Below are 25,286 nucleotides of genomic sequence, written 5' to 3'. Positions count from 1 at the left end.
CCGTCGCTCGGCACGGCCGGGAGCGCTGCTGGGGTGCTGCTCGGGCGAGGTCACGTGAATCTCCTTGGTCTGACGGGTCGGTGGGGCGGCGGGGCGACGGCGCGGTGCGTGGATGCCGGGGCGGGGGGGGTGCCGGACCGAGGCGCTATGCGCGGTGCAATACCTTCTTGAGGACCTCCCTCAAGACCTGGTGCGGATCGGCTTCGCCGTGGTCCGACTTCCATGCCACGAAGCCGTCCGGGCGCACGAGTACCGCACCGTCGTCGTGCGTGCCGTGCAGGTGCGCCCAGTCCACCCCCGGTTCCGGAAGCAGGTCGCAGTCCGCGGCGGTGCCGATGAGGTATCCGGCGAGGGGGACGTCCAGCTGTTCCGCCGCGGCGCGCGCCGCGGCGCGCCACGGGCCGCCCGCGGCACCGCTGAGGAGGGTCAGGGACTTCTCGTAGAGGTCCAGCGTGGAGATCCTCTTGCCGTTCCGCTCGACCCACATGTGGGGAGCCCGGCTGCCGAGCGCTCCGCCCAGTGCGAAGTGGCGGGGGACGACCTCGGCGGCCGGATCGCTGCCCAGGATCGACTCCGAGGCGTAGCGGTAGCACAGCGCGACGGTGAGGAGGTCGGCCGGATCGTTGTTCCGGGAGGCCGCCGCGGTGTAACCGGGATGCTGTTCCTCCACGGCCTGCTGGGAGGCGCGGAGGGTGGTGGCCAGGGCGACCGACCGGCGTTCCGGCTGATAGGTGTCCAGCAGGGCGGGGCCGGCCCAGCCGTGGAGTACGGCCGCCATCTTCCAGGCCAGATTGTGCGCGTCCTGAATTCCGGTGTTCGAGCCGAAGGCGCCCGTCGGCGGCATCTCGTGTGCCGAGTCGCCGGCCAGGAACACCCGGCCCCGGCCGTAACTGTCGGCCACTCTGTTCGCCGCGTGCCAGGGGGCCTTGCCGGTGATCTCCACATCGATGTCGGGGACACCGGCCGCGGCGCGGATATGGGCGGTGAGGCGCTGGTCGGTGAAAGCGTCCAGGGTCTCACCGCTGTCGTAGGCCCAGGGGACGTGGAAAACCCACTGCTCATCGTTGTCGACCGGCAGCAATGCGCCCTCGCCGTCGGGGTTGGTGATGTAGCAGACGACGAACCGGCGGTCGCCCACGACGTTCTTGAGGTTCTTGCTGCGGAACGTGACGCTGACGTTGTGGAACAGGGTTCCCGGGCCGGAGTGCGTAATGTCGAGGGTCTTGCGCACCGGGCTCCGGGGCCCGTCGGCGGCAATGAGGTATTCCGCGTGTACCGATTGCGACTCGCCGGTCTCCCGGTTGCGCAATTGGGCGTGGATGCCGCTGTCGTCCTGTGTGTACGAGGTGAGTTCCGTGCCGAACCGCACATCGCCGCCCTGACCGCGGGCGTACTTCAGCAGCACCGGCTCCAGGTCGTTCTGGCTGCACAGGCACCATCCGGACGGGGTGATGCTGGAGAGTGTGGAGTCGGGATCGATACGCGGGATGATCCATCGCTGCTCGTCGCCGGCGAGACTTTCCGTCTGCAGCACACCGTCGTTCCCCGAGAGCGCGGACGCCGCCCTGCGGATGTCCGGCTCGACACCCGCGGTGCGGAACAGCTCCATGGTGCGGATATTGTTTCCGCGGCCCCGCGGGTGAATGGACGTCTCCGCGTGCCGCTCGACCAGGAGGTGTTTCACCCCCAGGCGACCGAGGAACACCGAGGCGGACAGTCCGACCAGAGATCCCCCCGCAATGAGTACCGGCACGGATTCTGCAGCGCTGTCACTCATGTTCGATCCTCTGGTCGGCGTCCTGAAGGCCAGGGCTGATGGGTGCGGGTCCTGTTGGCTCAACTCTCGATCGGCGGCCATTTGACGCGCGAGTTCTGCTGCTCCGATCGGGACACCGACACGCCGGGCCCCGTTTTCCCGGCGCAGGCCCGGAGATGGCGTCCCGCGAGGCACGGGAGACCTCTCGAACGGGCTAATGCCCATGTTTCGCGTGTGACGGCCCCGGGAACTTTTCGAACGGCCCTCCGCATTCATTCCGCAGCGAATGCAGAGCCCTCTCTCCCCGAATGCAGCATTCCTCTCGGCTGCAGTTCCAGCGGCAGCCCCTACTCCAGGATGAGCCGTGACAGACGTACATGAGTCCTCAGACGCCGCAGCTGCCGCTTCCGCGTGCACGCCGGAGTTCCGCACGAACCCGCACCCCGTCTACGCCCGGCTGCGGGAGGACACTCCGGTCTGTCCGCTGCTCCCGCCGCACGGCGTGGAGACGTACCTGATCACCCGGTACGACGACGCGCGAGCCGCGCTGGCGGACCCCCGGTTCAGCAAGGACATGTACGGGGCCATGGACGCCTACCAACGGATCTTCGGCGACTCCTCGGTGGCGCTGGACGACAACATGCTGTTCTCCGACCCGCCCAAGCACACGCGGCTGCGCCGGGTCGTCAACGGCGCGCTCACCCCGCGCCGGGTGGAGGCACTGCGCCCCCGGGTGCAGGAGATCGCGGACGCGCTGCTCGACCGGTGCTCGACCACCGAACCGGTGGACCTGCTGTCCTCCTTCGCCTTCCCGCTGCCGCTCAATGTGATCTGTGAACTGCTCGGCGTACCGGAGGACGAACGCGAGCAGGCCCACACCTGGTCCGTCACGGTGGCCAAGACCGGATTCGGGCCCGAGGCGAAGAAGGCGCTCGAAGAAGCCGAGGGGAATCTGCGCAATTATCTGGTGGATCTCATCGCGCGCAAGCGGCGCAGCCCCGGCGAGGATCTGCTGAGCGCACTGATCACCGCTCAGGACCAGGACGGGGCGTTGACCGACAGCGAATTGGTCTCGACCGCCTGGGTCCTGCTCTTCGCGGGCCACAAGACCACGGCCTACCTGATCGGGAACTCCGTCTACCATCTGCTCACCCAGCAAGAGCAGCTGCGCACGGTGAAGCAGGATCCTGCCCTTTTCCCGCAGGCCATCGAGGAATTGCTGCGGTATGAAGGGTCCGTCGAGAACTCGACGTTCCGCTACGCCACCGAAGACGTCAAGATGCGCAACGTCCTCATCCCCAAGGGCGCGCTCGTGCAGATCGCCATCGCCTCCGCGAACCGGGACCCGGAGGCATTCGCCGAACCGGACCGGCTCGATCTGACCCGCGAGGGCGTGCAGAGCACGCACATCGCGTTCGGCCACGGTCCGCACTATTGCGTCGGGGCCCCGTTGGCCCGGCTCGAAATGCAGATCGCACTCACCACGCTGTTCAGCCGGTATCCCGACATCGCGATGGCCGTACCGCCGGGGGACGTGCAATGGCTCACGGTGCCCTTCCCCGCGTTCCGTGGACTGGTCGAACTGCCCGTGTCACTGGAGCCGGGCCGGGCGCGCTGACGGATGGTGTGAAGCGTGGCGCGGGCTGCGCGTAGCGGCGGGTCAGCCGGCCGAAGGGGGCCGGCGGGCCGGCGGGCGACGTCACGGCAGCCCGGCCACGGGGTCCGGCGGACCGGTCCTCAGGCGCGGACACCGACCGGTATCACCACCATCTTCGTCACCGTGCCGTCGTCCCCGACGACATCGCGTAGGTGGCGCGAGCCCATTTTGCCGGCCAGGCCCAGGCAGGCGGAGTTCTCGGCGCCGACCATGCCGTAGACCTCGGTGACCTTCAAGGTGTCGGCGGCGTAGTCCAGCAGCCCTTGCACGAGTTCGGTTCCCAGGCCCTTGCCCCAGTGGTCCCTGACGAGCGCGGCGACGGCCTCGTAGCCGTCGACGTTGCCGGTCTTCTTGATCTCCGCGTGGCCCACGTACGCGCCGCCGGACCACACGGCCCATACGTCGAACATGTTCTTCGCGTAGACGTCGGTGAGGATGGACCGGAATATCGATCGGATCTCCATTTCCGGTGATCTCTCCTGACCCATCCACCGACAGACGACTTCATCTCGGAGCAGAGCCACGAAGACCTCCTCGTCCTCGGGCCGGTAGGGGGCGAACACCAGGCGGTCGGTGTGCAGGGTAGGGGTCATGGCAGAGTCCTTCTCATTCGTGGGAACCGGGAGATCCCGGTGGCGTGAGAAACGATGCCGAGCCAGTGGGGAGCCGGCAGAAGTTCGGGGAAGTGCACCGTTCCGGAGCGGTCAGGGACCGTTCACCGGGGATGAGCGTGGAGGCGTAAGTCCTTCTTCACCGGCCGGCGGCAGAACTGCTCCGCGTTCACCGCAGCCCCCTCACCCCGTCAACGTCCTGAATTCCGCACTCAGGTACGTGTTCTGCGCGTGATGCACTCCACTGGTATAGCGCAAGAGGCCATCTTTCGTCACTAGCCAGCACCTAAACGGAATGACCGTCAATTTGGACGTACGTCAGCGTCAGTAGGGGATGACTTACGAGAGCGGTAGGAGAGCGGTATTCAGCGGAACTTCGCCACTCACTTCTCGGGAACGAGAAACGTGCGGACGGTGAATGTGCTAGCCCGAGTGCGGTGCTCGCGGGAGCAGGAGCGGGAGCAGGAGCAGGAGCAAGCTCGGTGCGGTGCCCGTGCGTTGTGTGGGGGGTGGCAGCGGTGGGCAGCCGGTGGGCCGGGCAACTCCCGGACGTGGCTGCTGACTTCAGCGTCGGTCGGTCGCGTGCGGCCATCGGCAGGACGGGCGCGCGCACGGGGCCTCCGGGGCACGGTGGCTCTCCGGGGCGTGGGGGCCGGGGGCGCTGCCTTCGGGGCCGGGCGGAGTTGCGGGGCCCGTAGGGAGGGGGCGGAGAACGCGCGGGGCGCGGCGGGCGGCCGCGCCCCGCGGGGCGGTTCAGGAGCCGGCGTTCTCCATGCGCTCACGCAGGCTGCGCGGCCGCATGTCGGTCCAGACCTCGTCGACGTAGGCGGAGCACTCGTCCTGGGTGCCCTCCTTGCCGACGGCCTGCCAGCCGGCGGGGATCTCCAGGTCGGCCAGCCACAGCGAGTACTGGTCCTCGTCGTTGCGCAGCACCTGGTAGCGGGCGTTCTCGTCCATGTCGTGCTCTCCGATCGTCGGTTGCTTCACTCGGTTGTTCACTCGGTTGTTCACTCGGTTGTTTCACTCGGTGGTGTCACACGGTGGTTGGTGCACGGTGGTTGGTGCACTCGTGGGATGCACCGAGCGGTTCATCGCGCGGCTGCGCGGGCCGGGCCGGCCGGGAGGACCGGTCCGGTTCGCCGGGCGCGCAGTCGACGACGTTCTGGGGGTCTTCGGCAGCCGGTGCGCGAAGACGGGTGCGGGAGACCGGTGAGCCGCGCGAGGGGCGGCCAACGCCGGTCTCCCCCGGGGTCACACGCTGTCCCGGGCGTGCCGGGCGATCTGGCGGAGCGCTTCGGCGAAGTCCCCGGCGACCGCCCCCACGGTCGCCTCGTCGTGGACGCCGGGGCGGTAGTGCCAGGTGAAGGCGAGCCGGCCGTCCTGCACCGCGCCGACCGCCTCCAGCAGATGGGAGCCGCCGTCGCGCGGGTCGTGGTCCTGGCCGAAGGAGCCGTGCTCGGCGCGGACGAGTCCGCCGCCGGACCCGCCCGGCCGGGCGTCCCACTGGCCCAGGTAGTTGAACACGACCTGCCCGCGGCCGGTGCGTGCGAGGCGCTCGCGCACCTCGGCGGGGCCGCGGGTGCGCAGCGCGCCGAAACCGAGGCCGTTGCCGGGGACGGCGCGCAGCTGCCGCCGGACCGACTTGACCAGGGCGCGCCAGTCCCGGGACGGACCGAGGTCGTCGCGGTCGGACACCTGGAGGCCGACCGGGTAGACGGTGGTGAACCAGCCGACCGTGCGGGAGAGGTCGACCCCCTCCAGGAGGTCCTCACGGCCGTGTCCTTCCAGGTCCACGCAAACCCGGTCGCGGCCGGTCCAGCGGGCCAGGGCCAGGGCGAGCGCGGCCAGCAGGACGTCGTTGATGCGGGTGCGGTAGGCGGTGGGGGCCGCGCGCAGCAGGGCGGTGGTGTCCGCCTCGTCCAGCGTCACGGTCACCGTGCGGGCCTGTGCGGCGGGCGCGGCACCGGCGTGATCGACCGGGAGGGGGGCGGGGGCCACCGCGTCCTGCCAGTACGGCAGTTCGTGGTCCAGGCCCCCTTCGGCGACGTAGGCGGCGAGGCCCCGCGCCCAGTCCCGGAATGCGGTCGTGCGCTCGCCGAGGGACACGGCCTTGCCCTGTACGGCCTGCTGGTAGGCGGTCTCCAGGTCGTCCTGGAGGATGCGCCAGGACACGCCGTCGATGACCAGGTGGTGGGCCACCAGGAACAGGAAGGCGGGGCGGTCCGGACCGCCGGTGAAGAGTGCCGCCCGCAGCAGGGGGCCCCGGGCGATGTCGAAGCCCGCGTGGAGGTCGTCGGCGGCCTTCTCCATGGCCGCGTCGGCCGCCTCGGGCGGCAGGCCGGTCAGGTCGTGGCGGGTCAGTACGCGCGGGTCGGTGGTCGGCGGCGGGTTGTGCTGGCGCCGGCGGCCACCGTCCTCGGTGAAGCGCATCCGCAGCGCGTCATGGTGGGTCAGGAGCGCGGCCAGGGCGGTCTCCAGGGCCGGGATGTCGGGTGCGCCGTCGAGTTCGAGGAGCACCGACTGGTTGAAGTGGTGGGGGTTGGCCCGGGGGGTGGCGAAGAACCAGTCCTGGATGGGGGTGAGCGGCAGGTCGCCGGTCACCGGGCCGTGGTCGGAGCGCTCGGGTTCGGTGGTGACGACGGTCGCCAGCGTGGCCACCGTCTGGTGGGTGAACAGGTCCTTGGTGGCCAGGTGCAGTCCGGCCCGGCGCAGCCGGGAGACCACCTGCATGCTGAGGATCGAGTCGCCGCCGAGGTCGAAGAAGTTGTCGTCGGCCCCCACCGTGTCGAGGCCGAGGACATCGGCCCAGATCTGGGCGATCCGGCGTTCGGTGTCGGTGCGCGGGGCGACATGGGTGGCGGTGGAGCCGGACACCGGCTCGGGGTCGGGAAGGGCGCGGCGGTCGGTCTTTCCGTTGGGGGTGAGCGGGAGTGCGGCCAGCGGGACGAACACCGACGGCACCATGTGCGGCGGGAGGCTCGCGGCCAGGAAGTCGCGCAGCGCGGGGACGGGCAGCGGCTCCGCCGTCCCGGCGGCCGGGACGACATAGGCGACCAGACGTCCGGGGCCGGCCGGGCCGGTGGCGCGGACGGCGACCACGGCGTCGCGCACCTGTGGGCTGCGCCGCAGCGCGCTCTCGATCTCGCCGGGCTCGATGCGGAAGCCGCGCACCTTGACCTGGTCGTCGGCGCGTCCGGCGTAGCGCAGTTCGCCGTCGGCGCCCCAGCGCACCAGGTCGCCGGTGCGGTACATCCGGCTGCCCGGGGCGGCGAACGGGTCGGCGACGAAGCGGGCCGCGGTGAGCCCCGGGCGGGCCAGGTAGCCGCGGGCGAGTCCGGCGCCGGCCACGTACAGCTCACCGGTCACCCCGACCGGTACGGGGCGCAGGGCGGCGTCCAGGACGTAGGCCCGGGTGTTGTCGACGGGGCGGCCGATGGGCGGCGCGCCGGCCTCCGGGGCCAGCGGGCCGGTCCAGGTGGCGACCACGGTGGCCTCGGTGGGGCCGTAGGAGTTGATCATGCGGCGGCCCGGGGCCCAGCGCTCCACCAGATCGGCGGGGCAGGCCTCGGCGCCGACGATCAGGGTGCGCAGCTCCGGCAGGGCGTCGGCGGTCCCGGGCGGCACGGTGGCCAGTGCCGCGGGCGGGATCAGGGTGTGGGTGATGCGGCGCTCGGCGAGCACCCCGGCGAGGCGTTCGCCGAGCAGCGGCCCCTCCTCCCCCGCGATCAGCGTCGCCCCCGCGAGCAGGGAGATGCTCAGCTCCAGGAAGGAGGCGTCGAAGCTGGGCGAGGCGAACTGCAGGACGCGGTCGCCGGGTTGTACGTCGTAGCGGGCCGCGGCGGCCGAGACGAAGCCGGCCAGTCCGGCGTGGGTGACGACCACCGCCTTGGGGGTGCCGGTCGAGCCGGAGGTGTAGATGACGTAGGCGGGGTGGCCGGTCCGCAGCGGCGCGCGGCGGTCCCGGTCGGTGGGTGCCGCATCCGGGCCGTCGGCGCTCCAGACGGCCTCCGGGTCGTCGAGGACGATGGCTGCCGCGGAGTCGCGGACCATGAAGTCCCGCCGCTCGGCCGGGTAGGCCGGGTCCACGGGCAGGAACGCGCCGCCGGCCTTCGCCACGGCCAGCTGTGCCACGGTCATCTCCGCCGAGCGGGGCAGTGCCAGGGCCACCAGGCGCTCGGGGCCGACGCCTTGGGCGATCAGCCGGTGGGCCAGCCGGTTGGCCGCGCTCTCCACCTCGGCGAAGGTCAGCTCGCGTGCGCCCTGTACGAGCGCCACCGCGTCGGGGGTCCGGTCGGCCTGCCGCTGGAACAGCTCGGGCAGGGTGGCCGGGGGCACCGGGCGCACGGCGCCCTGCCGGTCGGTGAGCAGGCGCCGCAGTGCGTCGGCGGGTGCCAGGGGCAGGGCGCCGAGCGGGCGGTGGGGGTCGTCGGCGATGCCGGTCAGCAGGGTGGTGAGCTGGTCGGCCATCCGCCGGGCGGTGTCGGGGTCGAAGAGGTCGGTGTTGTAGGTGAGCAGGCCGTGGAGGGCGCCGGAGTCCGTTTCGGCGAATTCCAGGGTGAGGTCGAAAGCGGCGTCATCGCGGTCCGCTTCGATGTCGCTCACCTGGAGGCCGGGCAGGTCCATCTCGTCGCCGGGCGCGTTCTGGAGCACCACCATGGCCTGGAAGAGCGGGGTGCGGCTGGTGTCGCGGGCGGGCTGGACCTCGTCCACCACCCGCTCGAACGGCACGTCCTGGTGCGCGAAGGCGTCCAGCACGGTGGTGCGGACGTCCGCGAGGAACGCGGGGAAGTCCTGTGCGGGGTCGACCGTCGAGCGCAGGACCAGGGTGTTGACGAAGAAGCCGATCAGCCGCTGGGTCTCGGCGCGATCGCGGCCCGAGGTCACGGTGCCGACCGCGATGTCCTGCTGTCCGGACAGCCGCGCGAAGAGCGTCTGGGCCGCGGCGAGAAGCGTCATGAACAGGGTGGTCCGCCGGGACCGGCCGAACTCCCGCAGCCGCTCGGCCGTCTCCGGCGGCAGCACGAGGCCCGTGGTCGCGCCGTTTCTGCTCTGCACGGCCGGGCGCGGCCGGTCGGCGGGCAGCTGGAGGGGCTCGGCCCCGCTCAACCGCTCCTTCCAGTAGTGCAGTTGGTTGTCGGCCGCCGGGCCGGTGCGTGCGGTCCGCTGCCAGTGTGCGACATCGGCGTACTGCACCGGCAGCGGGGGCAGCGCGGCCGGTGTGCCGTGCAGCGCGGCCCGGTAGAGGTGGGAGAGGTCGCCGGTGAGGACGCCGGTCGACCAGCCGTCGGTGATGATGTGATGGAGCGTCAGGGTCAGGACGTGGTGGTCGTCGGCGAGCCGGACCAGTCCGGCGCGCAGCAGGGGGCCGGAGCGCAGGTCGAAGGGGCGGGTGCGCTCCTCGGCCAGCAGTCGCTCCAGCGCGACCGGGCGGCCGGCGGCGGGCAGTGCGGTCAGGTCGTGCAGCGGCAGGGGGACCTCCGACGGCGCATGGACGATCTGGACGCCCTGGCCTTCCACGCTGTCGAAGGTGGTCCGCAGCGACTCGTGCCGGGCCGCCAGCGCCGTCAGGGCGGTGGCGAGCGCGGTGGTGTCGAGCCGGCCGCGCAGCCGCAGGGCGAGCGGGGTGAGGTACTCGGTGCTCTCCGGGGTGAACGCGTCGAGGAACCACAGGCGTTGCTGGGCGAAGGACAGCGGCAGCGGGGTGTTCCGGTCCACGGGGAGGAGGGCGCCGCCGTCCTCGGCGGGCGTGTCCCCCGCGGTGAGCAGCGCGGCGAGGGCGGCCGGGGTGGGATGGGTGAACACCGCCCGCGGGGTCAGCTCGGTGCCGAACGTCTCCGTCAGCCGGGAGGTGAGCCGGATGCTCAGGATGGAGTCGCCGCCCAGCGCGAAGAAGTCGTCCTCCACCCCGACCCGTGCCAGGCCGAGGACCTCGGCCCAGACCTCGGCGGTGCGGCGTTCGGCCTCGGTGCGCGGGGCGACCGGCTCCGGCCGGTCCGTGGCGTCGGCCGGGGCGGGCAGCGCCGAGCGGTCCACCTTGCCGTTGGTGCTCAGCGGCAGCGCCGCCAGGGGTACGAACGCCGTCGGGACGAGGTAGTCGGGCAGGGTGTCGCGGGCGTGGCCGCGCAGCTCCAGGGGGTCGAGCCCGTCGTGGCCGACCACGTAGGCGACCAGGTGCCGGGCTCCGGGCCGGTCCTCGCGGGCCACGACGGCGACGTCCGCGACGCCCGGGTGGGCGGCGAGCGCCGCCTCGACCTCGCCGGGCTCGACGCGGAAGCCGCGGATCTTGACCTGGTCGTCGGCGCGGCCGAGGAACTCCACGGTGCCGTCGGGCCGTCGGCGGGCGAGGTCCCCGGTGCGGTACATCCGGGCGCCGGGGGGTCCGGACGGATCCGCGACGAAGCGGTCCGCGGTGGCTCCGGGGCGGCCGAGGTAGCCGCGGGCCACGCCCTCGCCGGCCAGGAAGAGTTCGCCCGCGGTGCCCGGCGGGACCGGGCGCATCCGGGGGTCGAGGACGTGGACGCGCATGTCGTCCAGCGGGTGGCCGATGGGTACCGCGGCGGGGACCGCGGCGGCGTCGGTCATGGCGAAGGACGTCGCGAAGGTCGTGGTCTCGGTCGGGCCGTAGCCGTCCACCACGGTCAGACCGGGGCAGGCGGACAGCACCCGGCGCACGGCGGCGGCCGGGACCACGTCGCCGCCGGTCCACACCTGGCGCAGCCCCGCGAAGCAGTCCGGCGCGTCCTGGGACAGCAGCCGGAACAGCCCGGCCGTCAGCCACAACGCCGTCAGCTCTCCCCCGGCGGCCAGCCGCCGCAGGAGCGAGGCGTCCACCGGTCCGGGCGGTGCGACCACGATCCGGCCGCCGTTCAGCAGCGGCGCCCAGACCTCGAAGGTGGCGGCGTCGAAGGCCACCGGCGAGTGGAGCAGCACCCGGGCGAAGCCGGGACCGGCGAACCGGCTGTCGGTGGCGAGCGCCGCCACGTCGCGGTGGCGCACCCCGACCGGCTTGGGGGTGCCGGTCGACCCGGAGGTGAACATCACGTACGCCAGCCGGTCCGGGTCGGCGGGCGGCAGCGCCGGCTCCCCGGACGGGGCGTCGGTGCGTGCGGCGGTGACGTCCTCGGCGGTGAGCCGTGCCGTCACCCCCGCCTGGTCGAGCAGCATCCGGCGGCGTTCCGCGGGGGCCCGGCCGTCCACGGGCAGGTAGGCGCCGCCCGCCTTGAGCACGGCGAGCTGGGCTACCACGAGCGCGGCCGAGCGGTCCATGAGCAGGGCGACCCGGTCCTCGGCGGCCAGGCCGCCGGCCAGCAGCCGGTGGGCCACCCGGTCCGACCAGTCGGCGAGCTGATGGTAGGTCAGCTCTGTGCCGTCGTGGTCGGTGAGCGCGGGCGCGTCCGGGGTGCGGCGCACCTGTGCGGCGAACCGGTCCACGGGCGAGCCGCCCGGGACGTGGCGCGCGGGGGTGTTCCACCGGCGCAGTACCGCGCGGTCGGCGTCGGTGAGCAGGTCGAGGTCGTCCAGGGACCGGTCGGTGCCGTCGGCGACCGCGGTCAGCAGGGTCTCCAGGCGGTCGGCGGCCCGCTCCACGTTCGCCCGGTCGAACAGCGCCCCGTCGTAGGCGAGGTCGAAGCCGAGGCGGTCGGCGAGGTAGGCGCGCAGGCACAGCGGGAAGGTGGTGGCGTCCTCGGCGCGCACGTCCTGGATGCGGATGCCCGCGCCGGTGGCGGCCGCCTCGTCGAAGGGGTAGTTCTCGAAGACCACCATGCTGTCGAACAGCGCCTCGCCCGGGGGGAGTTCGCCGAGGGACTGGATGCGGGCGAGCGAGACGAAGTCGAAGCGCCGCGAGTCGCTCTGCTGCTCCTGAAGATCGCGCAGCCAAGGCAGGACGCCCTGGGTCCCGTCGATCAGGGCACGGGTCGGGACGGTGTTGATGAACATGCCGACCATGGCCTCCACGCCCGGCAGTTCGGCCGGGCGGCCGGAGACCGTGGTGCCGAACACGACGTCCTGGCGGCCGCTGTAGCGGGCCAGCAGCAGCGCCCAGGCGCCCTGGACCACCGTGTTGACGGTCAGTCCGCTGCGCCGGGCCGTCGCGCGCAGCCGCTCGGAGACCTCGGGGGTGAGCTCCAGGTGCACCAGGGCGCCCGAGCGGGCACGGTGCGCCTCGACGGGCTGTCGGTCATAGGGCAGCGGGGTGCGGGCGGTGAACCCGGCGAGGGTGTCCGTCCAGTGCCGCTCGGCCTCCTCCTGGTCCTGCGCGGCCAGCCACTGCAGGAAGTCCCGGAACGGGCGGCGGGCCGGCGGCCGGACGGTGCGGCCCTCGACGGCCGCCGCGTACTGCGTGCACACGTCGGCGAAGAGCTGTCCGGTGCTCCAGCCGTCGAGCATCAGGTGGTGCGAGGACCACACCAGCACGATCTCGTCGCCGGGCAGTGCCGCCACCGCGATCCGGGTCAGCGGTGCGCGGGTCACGTCCAGGCCGGCCGCCCGGTCCTCGGCGAGCAGTTCCTCGAGCGCGCGGTCGCGGCCGTCGGGGGTCAGGGTCCGCCAGTCGTGGTGGGTGACGGGCAGGACGGCGTGCCGGTGCACGACCTGCACCGGGTCGGGCAGGCCCTGCCAGTGGACGCTGCTGCGCAGCGCCGGGGTGTGGTCGGCGACTCTCTGCCAGGCCGCGGCGAACGCCTGCGGGTCGGCGACCCCGGCGATCCGCAGGGCGACCTGGTCGAAGTAGGCACCCGCGTCGTCGACCAGCCCGTGGAAGAGCATGCCGGCCTGCAGCGGGGTGAGCGGGTGGATGTCCGCCACGTCCCGCCCGTCGCCCGCGACCAGGTCCACCTGGCGCTGGTCGAGCCCGGCGAGCGGGAAGTCGGACGGGGTGCGCCCGCCGGTGTCCGGCCGGGCGCAGTGCGCGACGATCTCGGCGAGCGCGGCGAGGGTGTCCTCGGCGAGGCGGCGCACGGTGGACTCGTCGTAGCGTGCGGGCGGGTAGGTCCAGCCGAGTTCGAGCCGGCCGTCCTGGACGACGCCCGTCACGTCGAGCAGGTAGGTGCGCTCCTCGCCGGGGTCGGTGTCCGCTCCGGCGGGCGGCAGGGCGGCGCGGAAGAGTCCGTCGCCGGCCGGCCCGTCGCCGGCGGAGATGTCCCACTGGCCGTGGTAGTTGAAGCCGATCTGCGGGGACGGCGCGTCGGGCAGGGTGCCGACGAGGTGGCGCAGCGCGCCGTAGCTCAGGCCCTTCAGCGGTACGGCGCGCAGCTGTTCCTTGACGGACCGTACGGTCTCGCGCCAGTCGGCGTCCGGGGCGACGGTCAGGGCGAGCGGGAATTCGGCGGTGAACCAGCCGACGGTGCGCGACAGGTCCAGGTCGTCGAAGAGGTCCTCGCGGCCGTGGCCCTCGACGCCGAGGAGCACGGTGTCCCGGCCGCTCCAGCGGGCCAGGGTGCGGCCGAGGGCGCTCAGCAGGATGTCGTTGACCTGGGTGCGGTAGACGTCCGGGACCCGGCGCAGCAGGGCGTCGGTCTCGGCGCGGCCCAGGCTCACGGTGAGCGTGGCGGCCTCGCCGTGGGTGTTGCCGCCCTCCCGGTCGGTGGGGAGGCCGGCGGGGGCCGCGCAGGTGCCGGTCCAGTACGCCAGGTCGCCGTCGAGGGCGCCGGAGCGGGTGTGCCGCGTGAGGCGGGCCGCCCAGTGCCCGTAGCCGCTGCTCGCCGGGGGCAGACCGGCCGGCCGCCCGGCGGCGGCGTTGCGGTAGGCGGTCTCCAAATCGCCCAGCAGGATGCGCCAGGACACCCCGTCGACCGTCAAGTGGTGGACGGTGAGCAGGAGTTGTGCGGCACGGCCGGGGCCGCGGTCGAAGTACAGGACCTGTACGACCCGGCCCTCGGTGACGTCGAGGGAGACCTGGGCGGCGGCGGCCGCGCGCTGGGCGGCCTCCTCCTGGGCCGGCTCGTCGAGTCCGGTCAGGTCGTGACGGGCGAAGACCTCGCCGGGGGCGGCGGGCAGCACCTCCTGGTGCCAGGCGCCGCCGGTGCGGCTGAAGCGGGTGCGCAGTGCCTCGTGGTGGGCCACCAGGGCGTCGGTGGCCTGCCGCAGCGCCGCCTCCGCGCAGTCGGGGGCCAGTTCGAGCCGGTGGGTCATGGTGAAGCGCAGCGCGTCGCCGGGGCGGCGGCCGTCGAGGTACCAGTGCTGGATGGGGGTGAGCGGGGCCGGCCCGGTGGGGGCCGGGGCGGCCCCGTCGGGCGGCGGGGTCACGGAGCCGGTGCGCAGGGCGAGTTCCGCGATGGTCTGGTGGCGGAAGACGTCCTTGGAGGTGAGGGCGAGTCCGGCCCGGCGGGCCCGGGAGACGATCTGGATGCTGAGGATCGAGTCGCCGCCCAGGGCGAAGAAGTTGTCCTCGACTCCGACGCGGGGGATGCCGAGCACCTCCGCCCAGATGCCGGCGAGGCAGCTCTCGGTGTCGTTGCGCGGGGCCACGTGGCAGGTCGCGGTGTCCGGCTGGGCCGGGGGCTCGGGCAGGGCGCGCCGGTCGGTCTTGCCGCTGCTGGTCCGCGGTACCCGCTCCAGCGCGACGAACGCCGCGGGGACCATGTAGTCGGGCAGGCTGCGGCGCAGATGGACGCGCAGCTCCTCGGCCGGGGGTGTCCGCTCCCCGGCGGGGACCACGTAGGCCACCAGCCGTGCCCGGCCGTCGTGTTCCCGCGCCACCACCACGGTGTCGGTGACCTCGGGGTGGGCCAGGAGGGCCGCCTCGATCTCGCCGGGCTCGATGCGGAAGCCCCGGATCTTGACCTGCTCGTCGGTGCGCCCCAGGAACTCCAGCAGCCCGCGGGCGTCGTGGCGGGCGCGGTCGCCGGTGCGGTACATCCGGGTGCCGGGCGGGCCGAACGGGTCGGCGAGGAAGCGGCCGGCGGTGAGCCCGGGCCGCCCCAGGTAGCCGCGGGTGACCTGGGCGCCGGCGAGGTACAGCTCGCCGGGCACCCCGGCCGGCACCGGCCGCAGCAGCCCGTCGAGCACATAGGCGCGCAGGTTGCGGCCCGGCCGGCCGATGACGGGGCGCTCGTCGTGGTCGGTGAAGCGGCCGTAGACGGCGTCGACGGTGCACTCGGTGGGGCCGTAGACGTTGTACGCGGTGACGCCGGCGGTCTCCCGCAGCTCCCGCCACAGCGGCGTGCCGACGGCCTCGCCGCCCACCATGACGACGCGGGGGCGGTGGCCCCCGCCGGTGAACAGTCCGGCGGCCATCAGCTCGTGCAGGAAGGACGGGGTCACATTGACGCAGTCCAGGCGGTGCGCGGCGACCTGCGCGACGAACGCGGCCGGGTCCAGGCGGACGTCCTCGTCGATGAGGTGGACCTGCTGGCCCAGCGCCAGCAGCAGCGGGCCCTCCCACGAGGTGTCGAAGGAGAAGGCGGCGCTGAGCGCGAAGCGCAGCTGCCGTCCGCCGGTGGCGTGCGGTGCCACGAGCCCGGCCTGATGGTCGTGGCAGAGGTTGACCAGCTGGCGGTGTTCGACGGCGACGCCCTTGGGCCTGCCGGTGGAGCCGGAGGTGTAGTTGAGGTACGCGGTATGGGCGCCGCACAGCGGCGAGAGGCGGTCGGCGTCGGTGGGGTTGTGGGTGGGCAGCCCGTCCAGGGGGGCCTCGCGCAGCGTGCCGGGCGTCAGGACGGTCTGCGGCGCGGCGTCGGCGAGCAGGAACGCGAGGCGCTCCTCGGGCAGGTCCGGGTCGATGGACAGCTGGGTGCCGCCCGCCTTGAGGACGGCGAGGAGGGCCACCAGCATGTCCGAGGTACGCGGCAGCCGGACGGCGACCACCCGCTCCGGGCCGACGCCGAGGCCGATGAGGTGGTGGGCCAGCCGGTTGGCGCGGGTGTTCAGGGTGGCGAAGTCGAGGGTGGCGTCCCGTGCCACCAGGGCCGTGGCGTGCGGGGTACGGGCGGCCCGGTCCTCGAACAGCGCGGTGAACGTGGTGTCCGGTACGGGCAGCGGCTCGCCCTGCCACTCCTGAAGCACCTGCCGGCGCTCCGCGTCGGACTGCAGCGGCAGTGCGCCCACCGTCCGTCCGGGGTCGTCCGCGACCGCCTCCAGCAGCAGCCGGAGCCGGCCGGCCACCCGCTCGACGGTGGCGGCGTCGAAGAGGTCGGTGTTGTACTCCACGAAGGCGGTGAGGCCGCCGTCGCGCTCGACGAAGTCGAAGCCGAGGTCGAAGGTGGCGTTGCGGACCGGCGGCTGGATCGTCTCGACGTCGAGGCCGGGCAGCCGCGGCGCCTCGCCGCCCAGGTTGTGCAGCGCCACCATGACCTGGAAGAGGGGGGTGCGGCTGGTGTCGCGCTCCGGCTGGAGGACGTCCACGAGCCGTTCGAAGGGCACGTCCTGGTGGGCGAAGGCGTCCAGCACGGTGCCGCGCACGTCCGCGAGCAGTGCGCTGAACGGACGGTCCGCGGGTACCCGGCTGCGCAGCACCAGGGTGTTCACGAACATCCCGGCCAGGTGCTCCAGTTCGGGGCGTTCCCGTCCGGAGGCCACGGTGCCGACCGCGATGTCCTCCTGGCCGGCCCAGCGGGCGAGGAGGACCTTGCAGGCCGCGAGCAGCGTCATGTACAGGGTGGCGTCGGCGCGGCGGCCCGTCTCCCGCAGGCGCTCGGTCAGCCCGGCGGGCAGCGAGAACTCCAGCAGCGCGCCGTTCTTGGTGCGCACCGCGGGCCGCGGCCGGTCGGTCGGCAGTTCCAGCGGGGTCACCTCGGCCAACTGCGTGGTCCAGTAGGCGAGTTGCTCCTCGGCCTCGGCGGTGCGCGCGCGCTGCCAGACCGCGTAGTCGGCGTACTGGACGGGCAGCGGGGGCAGGTCGGGGCGGCGGTCGTCCAGGGCCGCCGCGTACAGCTCGCCCAGGTCCCGGCCCAGCACGGCGGTGGACCAGCCGTCGGTGACGATGTGGTGCATGGCCAGGGTCAGCACGTGCTCGTCGTCGGCGAGGCGGATCAGCCGGGTGCGCAGCAGCGGCCCGGTTCCCAGGTCGAAGGGGGTGGCGCCCTCATGTGCCAGCAGCTCGTCGAGCGCGGCGCCGCGGGCCTGCGGCGGGGTGGCCGACAGGTCGTGCCGCGGCAGGTCCACCGGGGCGGGGGCGTGCACCTGCTGGTGGGCGCGGCCGTCCTGTGCGGCGAAGGTGGTGCGCAGGGGTTCGTGCCGGGCCACCAGGGCGTCCAGGGCGGTGCGCAGGGCGGCCTCGTCGAGGTGGCCGCGCAGCCGCAGGACGAAGAAGGTCAGGTACTCGGTGCTGTCCGGCTCGAAGCGGTCCAGGAACCACAGGCGCTGCTGGGCGTACGACAGCGGCACCGCGGCGGCGCGGTCGGCCGCCGCAATCGCGGCGGCCGGCGCCGTGCGGCCCTCTGCCGGGCCGGGCAGGGCGGCGGCGAGCGCGGCCACGGTGGGGTGGGTGAACAGCAGGCGGGGCGAGACCTCGGCGCCGAGGGCGGCGCGCAGCCGGGAGGTGACACGGATGGCGAGGATCGAGTCGCCGCCCAGCGCGAAGAAGTTGTCCTCCGTACCCACCTCCCCGGCCTCCAGGACCTCGGCCCACACCCGGGCGACCAGGCGCTCGGCCTCGGTGCGCGGGGCGGTGCGGTCCTCGCCGGCGGCGTAGCCGTCGCGGCCGGGGGCGGGCAGCGCCCGGCGGTCGAGCTTGCCGTTGACGGTCAGCGGCAGCGCGTCCAGGGCGACATAGGCGGCCGGCACCATGTGCGACGGGAGGGTGCGCTCCAGGTGGGCACGGAGTGCGGCGGCGGGCGGCGGGGCGTCCTGGCCGGTGCCCACGACGTGGGCGACCAGCCGCCGCACGCCGGGGGTGTCTTCGCGGACGCCGACCACGGCAGCGCCGATGCCGGGGTGGGCGTGCAACGCGGCCTCGATCTCGCCCAGTTCGATGCGGAAGCCGCGGATCTTGACCTGCTGGTCGGCGCGGCCGAGGTACTCCAGGGTGCCGTCGGGCCGCCACCGCGCGCGGTCACCGGTGCGGTACATCCGGGTGCCGGGCGGGCCGAAGGGGTTGGCGACGAACCGCGCGGCGGTCAGGCCCGGGCGGTGCAGATAGCCGCGGGCCAGTCCCTCCCCCGCGACGTACAACTCGCCGACGGCGCCGTGCGGCACCGGGGCGAGGTCGCCGTCCAGGACGTGGACGCGCAGGTCGGGGATGCCGGAGCCGATGGCGCTGGCGGTGGCTCCGGTCACGGTGGCGCGGTCGAGCGGGGCGTAGGAGACATGCACGGTGGTCTCGGTGATGCCGTACATGTTGACCAGGGCGGGTGCGGTGTCGGGGTGGCGCGCGTACCAGTCGGTCAGCCGGGCCAGGTCCAGTGCCTCGCCGCCGAAGATCACCGTGCGCAGGGCCAGGCGCGCGCCGGTGGCGGGGTGTTCGGCGTCCGCGCGCATCAGGGGGTAGAACGCGGAGGGCGTCTGGTTGAGCACCGTGACCCGTTCGTCCGCCAGCAGGCGCAGGAACTCCTCGGGGGCCCGCGCGGTGTCGTGCGGGACGACGACGAGCCGGCCGCCGTGCAGCAGCGCGCCCCAGATCTCCCAGACGGAGAAGTCGAAGGCGTAGGAGTGGAAGAGCGTCCACACGTCGTGCTCGTCGAAGCCGAACCAGTGGCGGGTGCGGGAGAACAGCCGCACCACGTTGGCGTGCGGGACGACCACGCCCTTGGGCAGGCCGGTGGAGCCCGAGGTGTAGATGACGTAGGCGGGGGTCTCCGGCAGCGGGCGGCGGGCCGTTTGCGGGCCGGTGGCGGGGCGCCGGGCCAGGTCGTCGCGGACCGCGGGGTCGTCGAGCAGCAGCCGGGGTGCGGTGGTGGCGGTGAGCCGGCCGGTGACGGCGGTGGTGGTCACCAGCAGGGCCGGGTCGGCGTCGGTGAGCAGGTGGGCGATGCGGCCGGCGGGCAGCTCGGGGTCGACGGGGAGGTAGGCGGCGCCGGTCTTCAGCACCGCCACGATCGCCACGAGCAGCTCCGCCGAGCGGGGCAGGGCGAGCGCCACGAAGCGCTCGGGGCCGGCTCCGTACTCGGCCAGCCGGTGGGCCAGCCGGCCCGCCCGCGCGTCGAGTTCGGCGTAGGACAGAGCGGCGCCCGCGCAGGTCACGGCGGTGGCGTCGGGGGTACGGGCGGCCTGCGCCTCGAAGAGGTCCACCAGGGTCGCCGCGGGCCGGCCGTGCTCGCTGCCGTTCCAGTCGACCAGCATCCGCCGGCGTTCCCCGGCGGTCGTCCACGCCAGGTCGCGCAGCGGGCGGTCCGCGTCGGCGGCCAGTTCCGCGAGCAGCAGGCACAGCCGGTCGGCGAGCGTACGGACGGTGGCGGCGTCGAAGAGGTCGGGGTCGTAGGCGAGGTCGAAGCCGAGACGGTCGCTGTGGTGGGCGCGCAGCACCAGCGGGAAGTTGGTCGCGTCCCGGGAGGTGACCTGCGCGAGGCGCACCCCGGCGCCGGACGTCCGGGCCTCGTCGAAGGGGTAGTTCTCGAAGGCGACCATGCTGTCGAACAGGGCGGTGCCGGCCGGTACGTCGCTGAACGAGGTGAGCTGCGCCAGCGAGACGGCCTCGAAGCGCCGGGACTCGGACTGGGCATCCTGGAGCTCGCGCAGCCAGGCGGTGGCGGTGCGCCGCCCGTCGACCCGTACCCGGGTGGGCAGGGTGTTGATGAACATCCCCACCATCGACTCGACGCCGGGCAGGGTGTCCGGACGGCCGGAGACGGTGGTGCCGAACACCACGTCCGGCTCCCCGCTGTAGCGGGCCAGCAACAGCGCCCAGGCACCCTGGACCACCGTGTTGAGGGTCAGTCCGCCGCGCCGCGCGGTGTGCAGCAGCTCCGTGGAGCGCTCGGCGGACAGGCTCACCGCCAGCACCTCGGCGGAGCGGGCCCGGTGGGCTTCGCGGGGCGGGCGGTCGCAGGGCAGCGGCGTCGGGGTGGCGAAGCCGGCGAGGACGGCGCGCCAGTGCTCCTCGGCCTCGCGGCCGTCGGCGCCGGCCAGCCAGCGGACGTAGTCGCCGAAGGGACGGCGGACGGGCGGCGCCGGTTCGCGGCCGGCGACGAGCGCGGCGTACTCCTCGCAGACCTCGGTCAGCACCTGGGCCAGGCTCCAGCCGTCCAGGATCAGATGGTGCGAGGTCCACAGCAGCCGCAGCGCCCCGCCGCTCAGCTGGATCAGGGTGAGCCGCATCAGCGGGGGTGTGCCGAGGTCCAGGCCGCGTGCCAGGTCCTCGGCCTGGAGCCGGGCGAGTTCGGCGCTCTGCCGCTCCGCGTCCGCCGCGCGCAGGTCGACGTGGACGACGGGCACGGTCGCGCGGCGGTGCACCACTTGCAGCGGTACGGGCACGCCCTCCCAGACGACCGAGGTGCGCAGCACCGGCGTCCGGTCGGCCACCCGCTGCCAGGCCAGGGCGAACGCCCGCGGGTCGGCCACCCCGTCCAGCAGCAGGGAGGCCTGGTCGAGGTAGACGTCGTCCGCGCCGCCCACCAGGCGGTGGAAGAGCATGCCCTCCTGGAGCGGGGTCAGCGGGTAGAGGTCCTCGATGCCGCGCCCGTCGCCGGCCAGCCGGTCCACACCGGCCTGGTCGAGGCGGGCCAGCGGGAAGTCGGAGGGGGTGCGGCCGCCGGCGTCCGGCCGGGCGCAGTGGGCGGCGAGCGCGGTCAGGGCGCGGACCGTGCCGTCCGCCAGGTTCCCCACCGTGCTCGCGTCGTGCACCTGGTCGCTGTAGTGCCAGGTGAGTTCCAAGGCGCCGTCGGCCACCACGGCCGAGACGTCCAGCAGGTGGTCGAGGACCTCATCGGCGGCCAGGTCGCGCCCGGGGACCTCGCCGGCGGGGGTGAAGTCGCCGCCGTCCGCGCTCTCCCACTGGCCGTGGTAGTTGAAGCAGACCTGAGGCAGCGGCACCTCGCGCAGGGCGCGGGCGGCCGGGTCGGGTGAGCCCAGGCGGGCGAGCGCCTCGTAGCCGAGACCGCGCCGGGGGACGGCGCGCAGCGCTTCCTTGACCGCCTTGAGCGTGGCGCCCCAGTCCGGCTCGTGCGACGGGCCGGCCGGGGTGAGCGTCACGGGGTACTGAGTGGTGAACCAGCCGACGGTCCGGGACAGGTCGGCGCCGTCGCCGGCCGCGGCGGCCGCCTCGTCGGTGTCGTGGAGGTCCTCGCGCCCGTGCCCCTCCAGGGCCACGGTGACCCGGTCGGTGCCCGCCCAGTCGGCGAGCACCCGGCCCACCGCGCTGAGCAGCACATCGTTGATCTGGGTCCGGTACACGCCGGGCACCCGGCGCAGCAGCGCCTCGGTGGTGTCGCGGTCGAGGCGGGTGCGGACGGTGCGGACCGATCCGGCCAGCGGGGTGCCGGGGCGGTCGGCCGGCAGCGGGGTGCGCGCCGCCCCGGTCTCGGCCTGCCAGTACGCCAGGTCGCCGTCCAGCAAGCCGTCCTTGACGTGGCGGGAGAGGGCGGTGGCCCAGGTGGTGAACGGGGTGGTGGCGGGCTCCGGCACCACCGGCTCGCCGGCGGCCGCCTGGTGGTAGGCGCGCTCCAGGTCGGTGAGCAGGATGCGCCAGGAGACGCTGTCCACGGCGAGGTGATGGGCCGTCAGGAAGAGCTGTGGCCGGTCGCCGGGGTCGGGCAGGAACAGCGCGGCGCGCAGCAGCGTGCCGGTGGCGAGGTCGAGGGCCTCGCGGGCGGCGTCGGCGGCCGCGGTGCGCGCGGCGTCCCGGGCGGCGCCGGTGGTCCCGGACAGGTCGTGCCGGGTCAGCAGGCCGGGGGCGACGGGCGCGCCGGGGTGCTGCTGCCAGGTGTCGCCGGTGCGGACGAACCGGGTGTGCAGCGCCGGATGGTGGGCGGTCACGGCGTGCAGGGCCCGCTCCAGGGCGTCCCGGTCGAGGTCGCGGGGCAGGTCGAGCAGCAGCGACATGGTGAAGTGCCGCAGCGGTCCATGGGTGGCGAAGAACCACTCCTGGATGGGGGTGAGCGGGGCCGGCCCGGCGTCCTCGGGCTGCCGGGGCGCGGGCAGCGGGGCGCTGCGCCGGTCCACGGCCGCGGCCAGTTCGGCGACGGTCTGGTGCTGGAAGACGTCCCGGGAGGTCAGGTGCAGGCCGGCGGCGCGGGCCCGGGAGACCGCCTGGATGCTGAGGATCGAATCGCCGCCCAGCTCGAAGAAGTTGTCGCCGACGCCCACCCGCTCAAGGCCCAGCACCGCGGACCAGATCCCGGCCAGGGTCCGTTCGGCGGGGGTGCGCGGGGCCACGAACTCCTGTGCGCGGGGGGCCGCGTCGAGGTCGGGGGCGGGCAGTGCGCGGCGGTCCAGCTTGCCGCTGCTGTTCAGCGGCAGGACGTCGAGGACGACGAAGGCGGCGGGCACCATGTGGCCGGGCAGCGCGCGCTGGAGGGCGGCCCGCAGCTCGGCGGCGTCGGGCGGCCCGTCCTGGGCGGCGGGGGTCACATAGGCGGCGAGCCGCGCGTGGCCGTGCGCGTCGTCGACGGCGACGACGGCCGCCTCGGCGACGGCCGGCAGGGCCAGCAGGGCCGCCTCGATCTCGCCGGGTTCGATGCGGAAGCCGCGGATCTTGACCTGGTCGTCGGCGCGGCCGAGGTAGTCGAGCCGTCCGTCGGCGGTCCAGCGGGCGAGGTCGCCGGTGCGGTACATCCGGCTGCCGGGGGGACCGTACGGGTCCGCCACGAAGCGGGCGGCCGTCAGGCCCGGGCGGTGGAGGTAGCCGCGCGCGAGCTGGTCGCCCGCGAGGTAGAGCTCCCCGCCGACGCCGGGCGGCACCGGCTGGAGCCGGTGGTCGAGGACATGGGCGCGGACATTGGCCAGCGGCCGGCCCACCAGGGGCCGTCCGGTGCCGTCGATGCGGCAGGCCAGCGCGTCGACGGTGCACTCGGTGGGCCCGTAGAAGTTGTACGCGGCGACGTCGGGCAGCGCGCCCAGCTCCCGCCAGAGCGCGGAGCCGACCGCCTCGCCGCCCAGCATCAGCAGCCGGGGGTGGTGGCGGGCGTCGGTGAGCAGCCCGGCCGGCAGCAGCTGGCGCAGATAGGAGGGGGTCAGGTCGAGGAAGTCGATGCGGTGGGCGACGACGTACTCGACCAGGGCGGCCGGGTCGAGCCGGGTCGCCTCGTCGACCAGGTGCAGCCGGTGGCCGTCCGCCATCAGCAGCACGCCCTCCAGCGAGGTGTCGAAGGAGAACGACGCGGTCAGGGCGACCCGCAGCGGGCCGCCGCCCGCCGCGGCGACGAAGCCCTCGCGGTGCCCGGCGAGCAGGTTCATCAGGGACCGGTGGGCCACGGCGACGCCCTTGGGGCGGCCGGTGGAGCCGGAGGTGTAGAGGACGTAGGCGGTGTGGCCGGGCAGCAGCGGGGCGCGGCGGTCGGCGTCGGTGGGGTCGGTCGCGGGCGCCGAGGCGGGCACCTCGCGCAGCGCCGCCTCGTCGAGCACCAGCAGCGGCCGGGCGTCCGCGAGCAGGAAGTCCAGCCGCTCGGCGGGGAGTTCGGGGTCGACCGGCAGGTATCCGGCGCCGGACTTGAGGACGGCGAGGATCGCCACGACCATGTCGGCGGTGCGCGGCAGCCGCAGCGCGACGAGCTGTTCGGGGCCCGCGCCGCGGTCGATGAGGTGGTGGGCCAGCCGGTTGGCGCGGGCGTTGAGCGCGGCGTAGTCGAGCGTGGTGTCCCCGGCGACCAGTGCCGTCGCGTCGGGGGTGGCGGCCGTCCGCGCCTCGAACACCTGGGGGTAGGTGGTGGGGGTGACGGGCAGCGCGGTGTCGTTCCACTCGGTGGTCAGCCGCTGCCGCTCGCGCGGCGAGAGCAGGGACAGCTCGCCCAGCGGGCGGTCCGGTTCGGCGGCCACGCCGTCGAGCAGGAGCAGCAGTTGCTCCGCCATCCGCGCCGCCGTCGAGGCGTCGAACAGATCGGTCCGGTACTCCAGCAGGCCGGTGAGCGCCTCGCCGTCGGGGACGAACTCGACGCTCAGGTCGAAGGTGGCGGCCTGCCGCGGCACGGTGACGTTCTCGGCGGTCAGCCCCCGCAGGCCAGGGGCCGCGGGCGGGGCGGGGTGCAGCAGCACCATGACGTCGAAGAGCGGGTTGCGGCCCGCCTGACGTACCGCCCCCACGGCCTCCACCAGCCGTTCGAAGGGGGTGTCGTCGTGGGCGAAGGCGTCCAGGACGGTGCCGGCGGCGGTGTCCAGCAGCTCACGGTAGGGGCGTGCGGTGTCGACGGGGCAGCGCAGCACGACGGTGTTGACGAAGAAGCCGACCGCGCGCTCCAGTTCGGTGCGGCCGCGGCCGGGGGTCAGCGACCCGACGGCGATGTCGTCCTGCCCCGACCAGCGGGCGAAGAGCGCCTGGCAGGCCGCGATCAGCGCGGTGAACAGGGTGGTGTGCTGCTCGGTGGCCAGCTGCCGCAGCCGGGCCGCGGTCCGCGGCGGGACACGGAACTCGTGGATCGCGCCGCTGCCGGACTCCGCGCCGCTGCGGGGACGGTCGAGGGGCAGCTCCAGCGGCGCGGCCTGGTCCAGCTGCTTGGTCCAGTAGGACAGCTGCTCGGCCGGCAGGGCGCCGGTCAGCCGGCCGCGCTGCCAGACGGCGAAGTCCGGGTACTGGGTCGCCACCGGCGCGAGCGCGGGCGTCTCGCCGTGCGCCAGCGCGTCGTAGGACGTGCACAGTTCGTCCAGCAGCACCCCCATGGACCAGCCGTCGGTGACGATGTGGTGCGCGGTGAGCAGCAGGACGTGCTCCTCGTCGGCCAGGCGCACCAGCAGGGCCCGCAGCAGCGGTCCGGTGCGCAGGTCGAACGGGCGGGAGTATTCCGCTTGCAGCAGCGCGTCCAGCGGCCCGGCGCCGTCGCCCCCGGGAACCTCTTCCTGACGCTCCGTCAGGTCGCGTACCGGCAGCGGCACCGGGGCGGCCGGGTGCACGGTCTGCACGGGCCGGCCGTCGATGTCGTCGAACGTGGTCCGCAGCGCCTCGTGGCGCTCCAGTACGCCGTCCAGCGCGCCGGACAGCGCGGCCCGGTCCAGGCCGCCGGTCAGCCGCAGCGCGACCGCGCTGTTGTAGCGGCAGTCGCCGGGGCGGAGCTGGTCGAGGAACCACAGCCGCTGCTGGGCGAAGGAGAGCGGCAGCGGCTCGGAGCGGTCCGCCCGCGGGATGGCGTCCCGGGCCTTGGTGGCCGCCGGTGCGCCCTTGCCGGCCAGGCGGCGGCGCAGCGCGTCCTGCAGTTCCTGCGGCAGGGCCGCGGCGCGGCCCTTCTTCGAAGACGTCATGGGG

Annotated in this window: 5 protein-coding genes; 1 reads left to right on the top strand and 4 read right to left on the bottom strand. The window is 74.1% G+C overall.

Annotated features, from left to right (window positions below; translation table 11 throughout):
* Positions 1–145: 145 nt before the first annotated feature.
* A complete protein-coding gene (locus OIU81_RS33950) occupies positions 146–1,777 on the bottom strand; it encodes an FAD-dependent oxidoreductase (protein ID WP_329154019.1) in 1,632 nt (543 codons plus the stop codon).
* Between the two features lie 343 nt (positions 1,778–2,120).
* Here OIU81_RS33950 and OIU81_RS33945 point away from each other — a divergent pair, with 343 nt between their 5' ends.
* Complete coding sequence (locus tag OIU81_RS33945) at positions 2,121–3,374, top strand: cytochrome P450 family protein (protein ID WP_329154017.1); 1,254 nt, start codon at positions 2,121–2,123, stop codon at positions 3,372–3,374.
* Positions 3,375–3,493: 119 nt separating this feature from the next.
* Here OIU81_RS33945 and OIU81_RS33940 read toward each other — a convergent pair whose 3' ends face one another.
* The 3 genes from OIU81_RS33940 to OIU81_RS33930 form a co-directional block, all read right to left on the bottom strand.
* A complete protein-coding gene (locus OIU81_RS33940) occupies positions 3,494–4,006 on the bottom strand; it encodes a GNAT family N-acetyltransferase (RefSeq protein ID WP_329154015.1) in 513 nt (170 codons plus the stop codon).
* Between the two features lie 771 nt (positions 4,007–4,777).
* Positions 4,778–4,981 carry an MbtH family protein gene (locus tag OIU81_RS33935; RefSeq protein WP_093488359.1) on the bottom strand — a complete coding sequence of 68 codons (204 nt, stop codon included), beginning with the start codon at positions 4,979–4,981 and terminating at the stop codon, positions 4,778–4,780.
* A gap of 294 nt (positions 4,982–5,275) precedes the next feature.
* Positions 5,276–25,282, bottom strand: coding sequence for a non-ribosomal peptide synthase/polyketide synthase (locus OIU81_RS33930; protein ID WP_329154013.1), 20,007 nt, complete (start codon positions 25,280–25,282; stop codon positions 5,276–5,278).
* Positions 25,283–25,286 lie beyond the last annotated feature (4 nt).

Origin of the sequence: Streptomyces sp. NBC_01454, from assembly GCF_036227565.1 — a bacterium.
Classification (GTDB): Bacteria; Actinomycetota; Actinomycetes; order Streptomycetales; family Streptomycetaceae; genus Streptomyces.
The sequence above is the reverse complement of the archived record's forward strand: the minus strand, read 5'-3'. Positions and strand labels throughout refer to the sequence as shown.